The following is a 366-nucleotide window of genomic DNA, read 5'->3' on the forward strand; positions in this document are numbered from 1 at the left end:
GGCCGGTGTAGTCGAGGCCGAAGCGCGGCCAGCGTTCGTCGAACGCGCGCTGCTGGGCCGGGGTGAAACGACCCTGGCGCAACACGAAGCTGCGCACCTCGCGGCGGCCCTCGTTCACGGTGAAGGGCTTGGGCGGGGCCTTGGAACCGGCGCTGTCAAAAGGATTGGTCATCAGCCGATCAGCCCGTCCACTGGCGAAGAAGCGCTGGCGTAGCGCTTGCGCGGGATGCGTCCGGCCAGGAACGCCTCGCGGCCGGCCTCGACCGCCTTGCGCATCGCACTGGCCATCAGCACCGGGTTGCGCGCACCGGCAATGGCGGTATTCATCAGCACGCCGTCGCAACCCAGCTCCATCGCGATTGCGGC

Annotated in this window: 1 pseudogene; it reads right to left on the reverse strand. The window is 69.1% G+C overall.

From position 1 onward, the window contains the following. Window positions 1–171 precede the first annotated feature (171 nt). Window positions 172–366, reverse strand: a pseudogene (locus tag EN852_RS36425) (thiazole synthase); the annotation flags it as partial.

The sequence above is a fragment of the Mesorhizobium sp. M2E.F.Ca.ET.209.01.1.1 genome (genome assembly GCF_004010375.2).
Classification (GTDB): Bacteria; Pseudomonadota; Alphaproteobacteria; order Rhizobiales; family Rhizobiaceae; genus Mesorhizobium.